Raw genomic sequence first — 4,804 nt, forward strand, 5'->3', positions numbered from 1 at the left:
GGTCCTGGCCGATTTTCATCTGGGAGACTTCAAAGCAGCTCTTGAAAAGCAGGTCGTGGCAGTCGCCTTCGACCATCAGGCCGCTTCCTGCGCCGAAGGCCAGGCGACATTAGATCTTGCGGTGAGATTGCTCGCTAGGCTCTACCCGGTTCTGGCGATACTCCCGCTGGACAGCGCGGCGAGCTCTCAAGCCCAAGCGCTGGAGCGCTTGGCAAAGTCGATCAATCCAAAAGTCGGCATCCGGCGTTCCGGCAAGTCTGCCACCGTCTGCGTCGTTGCAGGGGTAACGCGCCCATCACTCCGGTGCCCGATCTTTTTCGTGGGATCGGACGGTTGGGCGGCAAAGCTGTCGCGTACGGACCCGGTGGGCTCTGGCCCAAGTCTGCTGCCTTATGGAGCTGGCGCCGCCAGTTGCTTCGGCGCCGCCAACGTCTTTCGAACTATCTTCGCCGCCCAGTTGACCGGCGCCGAGTTGGACGAAACCATCGACCTCTCGCTATGCAGCTACGACAAGACCAAAGCCGGGGAGGCTGGCCCGATCGACTTTCCAGTCGACCTTGGCGAAACCCACCTCGTTGGGCTCGGTGCGATAGGCCATGGCTCGCTTTGGGCGCTAGCGAGACAACCCGATCTCAAGGGTCGTCTGCATGTAATCGATCACGAAGCGATCGAACTCTCAAACCTGCAGCGCTACGCATTGGCCGGCCAGGCGGAGATTGGTATGTCCAAGGCGGTTCTTGCAGCCACCGCCCTTAGATCGACTGCCCTTGAGGTCGAGGCGCACCCTCTGACGTGGGCAGAATATGTTGCGCGCCGGGGCAATTGGGTCTTCGACCAAGTGGGTGTGGCGCTTGACACCGCCGCCGACCGTCTGGCTGTCCAAGGTGCACTGCCGCGATGGATCGCAAACGCTTGGACGCAGGAGCACGATCTCGGTATCTCCCGGCATGGTTTCGATGACGGCCAGGCTTGCCTTTGTTGCATGTACCTGCCATCCGGAAAATCCAAGGACGAGCACCAGCTGATTGCCGAGGAACTCGGAATACCGGAAGCACACGAGCAGGTGAAAACGCTCCTGCAGACCAATGCCGGAGTTCCCAACGACTTTGTAGTTCGCGTGGCTACAGCGATGGCTGTGCCGTTTGAACCGCTAGCCCCGTTTGTCGGCCAGCCCCTGCGCTCCTTTTATCAGCAGGCTATCTGCGGCGGTCTGGTGTTCCAGCTTAGCGAAGGAAGTCGCCGCGTTCGAACTGTCGTTCCGATGGCCTTTCAGTCGGTGCTTGCCGGGATTATGCTTGCCGCGGATTTGGTCAAACATAGTGCGGGGTTTCCCATGAGCCCGACGACGAGCACTCGGGTGAATCTTCTGCGCCCCCTTGGCTCTCACTTGCACGATCCGAAGGCCAAGGACTCCAGCGGCCGCTGCATCTGTAGCGACGACGATTTCATTGCCGCTTACAGGCGCAAATACGGCGAGCCCGTTGATCAGGTAAGCGATGTCTCGGCCGCCTAAGCAGACGCGCACCTCTCCGTGGACGCAGGGGGCGCGGCTTGTGGGCGTGACCATGGGCGCCATTATGACACGCTTGGCCCGCTCCTTTGCCCGCCTATCGTCCTCCGCGCATGATCCCTGACACCTCCTTGCCGACGTGATGATCCAGCACCAGCCGCCATGGCACCAGAGGCTGGTCAAACCTCCGTTGTTGGCCGGTTTGGACAGTGCTGCATCAGGTCTCGACCGACGTCTCGACAGTCAGGGCTGCTTCGACGGGTGTGAAGATGTCAACATCGACCCCAGGCGCCCGAATCGTCACAATCAGGGCGTACCGAGCCAGAGCGTCGACGCGTTCCAGGTAAGGCTTCTCCTTCCACCAGCCCCCGACCGGGAACACGCCGATCGCGTCACGCTCGGCGAGATCGGCGGCGCTGCCCGACCAGAAATCGGCGTGCAACGAGCCGCGATCGCGGAAGGTGCCGAGCAGCCACTCTTCTCCGCCTCCAGCAGGCGCCCCTTCCTCCTCGTCCCGAGCGGCCTGATTGATGCGGGCTCGGAATTCGTCGACTGTCTCGGTCGCTGACTTTACTCTGAACCGAAGACCATGGGACGCGTAACGATGCCGGCGGGTCCATCCGCGTTCACCGGGGTTGGGTTCGATGAAATAGGACAGCGTGACGCGGAGCTCGACCTGGGCAGCGCCGAGCGCCGCGAGCTGCTCCTTCGGCCAAGGCAGGCGATGCAGCTTCATGTCACGCGTTTTGGCAGCCGCGCCGCCCTCGCGCTGGAAAGGCTGAAGCTCATCTTCAACGATAAGCGTGAGGTCGTTCACCGTTGACAGAAGCGCGCGCCCAAGATCTGGCACGCCATAACCATAGCGCCGCACGAGCGCCTGGATCTCGCCCTTCGCTCCGTTGCACGCATCGATGCGTGCGCGCATCGCCGGAGTCCATTCGGCCGAGTGGACGATCAGGGCGCGAACCGTTTCAGGCCACAGCTCGGGGCGCGCTGATAGAATTAGTCCCGCCATCCGTGCGGCATGGGCCGTTGCCGCGCTCGTATCTCCGAGGGTGGTGAAGTGGCGCAGTTCGGGTCGATAGAAAGTGGTCAATATCTGCAGATCGTCGATCGGCTCGCCAGGCAACACACCGTCATGGGCGAGATTGCCGCCTTCGAAGACGACCTCGGGCTTCACCGGCCACTGCCTGTCCCAAACGACCGAAGTGCGACTGCGCGGCGAGAGCTCGCCGACCGGCGCGATCGGAGCGTAGCCCGCAAAGTCGGTGTCAATGATATCGACCTTTTCTGTGAAAGCGCCGACCGTCAGCGCATTCCAGGCCTGAGAAGGATCATCGACTGCTTCCAGATCGTTGCGCGTCAAATGCTCGGCCGGCATGAGGTCATCGCCGATGTTGCCGGCAGAGAGAACGATCAAGCGTCGCTGTTCCTCTTCGAAACAGAGTTGGTCGATAGCGGCAGACCACGATGTGGGCCTTCCACGCGCCGGACTGGCGCTTGTCACAGCCATTGCGATCGCGCGGCGGCGCTCCGGCGCCTGCACCTCGGCGCGGGCGATCGCTTCCGCGGTGATCGCGCCATAGAGTTCTGGATCGTTTGCCTCGTCTTCTGGCGGAAGGATACGAACACTCTCCAGCCGAAAGGGCAATGGAACTGGATCGCCTCCGACCAGGAGCGGGACCAGATCACCGTACAGGCCGACACCTGCCATTCGCGTCCCGTGGCCGCTCCACGCAGGTGTGTCGTCGCTGCCCCATGCCGGTTTGACGGTGTGCCAGTCTTCAACGGCAAGTGCGGGTTCGATCAACGGGTGGGTGCGACGCACGCCGCTGTCGAGAATGCAGACCGCAATATCGGTTGAGGCGGTCTGACGCGCCCGAGAAGCTCGTCGCTCCAGTCCCTTTGCTCCGCGCCGCCAAGGCCCATGAAGAAGGACGGCGTATCCTTCGCGCGCCGCAGCTCGGCGACGACATCGCTGTGCGCAATCATGCGGTCGAGCATTGCCGTGCTGGCGAGTGCCAGCATGACCACCCGCTCCGGAAACCTGACCGCATGCGTGCGCAAAGTGATGTTCAGGGCTTCGGCAATGTGCTCGAAGTTCTCGCGGCGACCGTCGCGCAGCCAGACTTCCCACCACACCTGCTCGTCAGCGGCCTGGGGGAAGAGGTCGTCGTGGTCGGTAAACAACGATCGTGCAGTCGCCAGCCTGACTGTCTCCATGCGGGAGACGAGCGGCTCGTTGCGCGGTCTGCCGCGGTCAGTGTCAACGTCTCGATACGCCTCGACTTTCCGCAAATAATAGGCTTGCGCGCTTTGCGGCAGGAACACCGACGCTGTGATGGGAGCACCGGGTTGAGTTGGCTCATGGACGGCGACCAGCTCCATGTGCTGGCGACGATCGGCCAACTGGTCGAGGGCCGCCCGTCCGGACATGGGCAGATCGATCTCGATATAAAAGCCAGGCGTGCCGACCGACAGCTGGGGGTCACGCGCCGCAATCTGCTGGCGTGCACTTTCGACCGCTTGTTCGATGGATTGCGTCAAGGCCGCAGCATGCGACGCCCGATCACGCGCCGGCAGCGGCGGTGCATGTATAAGTTGGTTGGGCCGCCGATAGGCTTCCCGAATGCCGTTGTTGCGAAGGTGGATATGGGCGCGGTCGCGCGGAAAATCGTCTGCCATTATGATCTGTGCTGTCGCTACTCAGACAGCGAAGCCTGCCGGCGTTCCTTCAGAGCGTCGATGAGCGCTTCCGAGGTGATCCGCCCCCCCCCGCAATATGATGGTTTTTGCAGCGTCGTCGGCCGCGCGGGTGATCTCGGCCTGCGACAGTCTCTCTGCCTGAGAGATCGCCTCGTTCCAGGCAAGCCCTCTGGTGTCGAAGCGGTCGAGTCGAGCCCGAAGCAGCGCCTCGATAATCGGCCGATCGGGCACGGCGTATTCGATGACATCGTCGAAACGGCGGAACAAAGCTCTGTCGAGCAGCTCGGGATGATTTGTTGCCGCAATAATCAGGCTGTGGCTGTCGTCTTGCTCGAGAAACTGCAGAAACGAATTCAGCACGCGCCGAATCTCGCCAACATCCTGGCGTTCGCCTCGACGCGCGCCGATGGCATCGAATTCGTCAAAGAAGTAGACGCCCCGCGTCGCCTGCATTGCATCAAAAACAAGCCGCAGCTTTCCGGCAGTCTCTCCCATGAACTTGGTGATCAAACCATCGAGGACGATCGTGAAAAGGGGCAGATGAAGCTCCCCGGCCAATGCCGATGCGGTCATCGTCTTGCCTGATCC

General features: G+C 62.1%; 1 protein-coding gene and 2 pseudogenes. 1 reads left to right on the top strand and 2 read right to left on the bottom strand.

Annotation, left to right across the window (positions count from 1 at the left end; genetic code table 11):
• On the top strand, window positions 1-1,513 hold a 1,513-nt coding region (locus EOA60_RS19200; RefSeq protein WP_128311742.1), incomplete at its 5' end, for an E2 ligase fold family C protein.
• Window positions 1,514-1,727: 214 nt separating this feature from the next.
• Here the strand turns inward: EOA60_RS19200 and EOA60_RS19205 are convergent.
• Window positions 1,728-4,195 (bottom strand): annotated as a pseudogene (locus EOA60_RS19205) (S8 family peptidase).
• A gap of 17 nt (window positions 4,196-4,212) precedes the next feature.
• Window positions 4,213-4,804 (bottom strand): annotated as a pseudogene (locus EOA60_RS19210) (ATP-binding protein); the annotation flags it as partial.

Origin of the sequence: Mesorhizobium sp. M1A.F.Ca.IN.020.06.1.1 (genome assembly GCF_004023265.1) — a bacterium.
Taxonomy (GTDB): Bacteria; Pseudomonadota; Alphaproteobacteria; order Rhizobiales; family Rhizobiaceae; genus Mesorhizobium.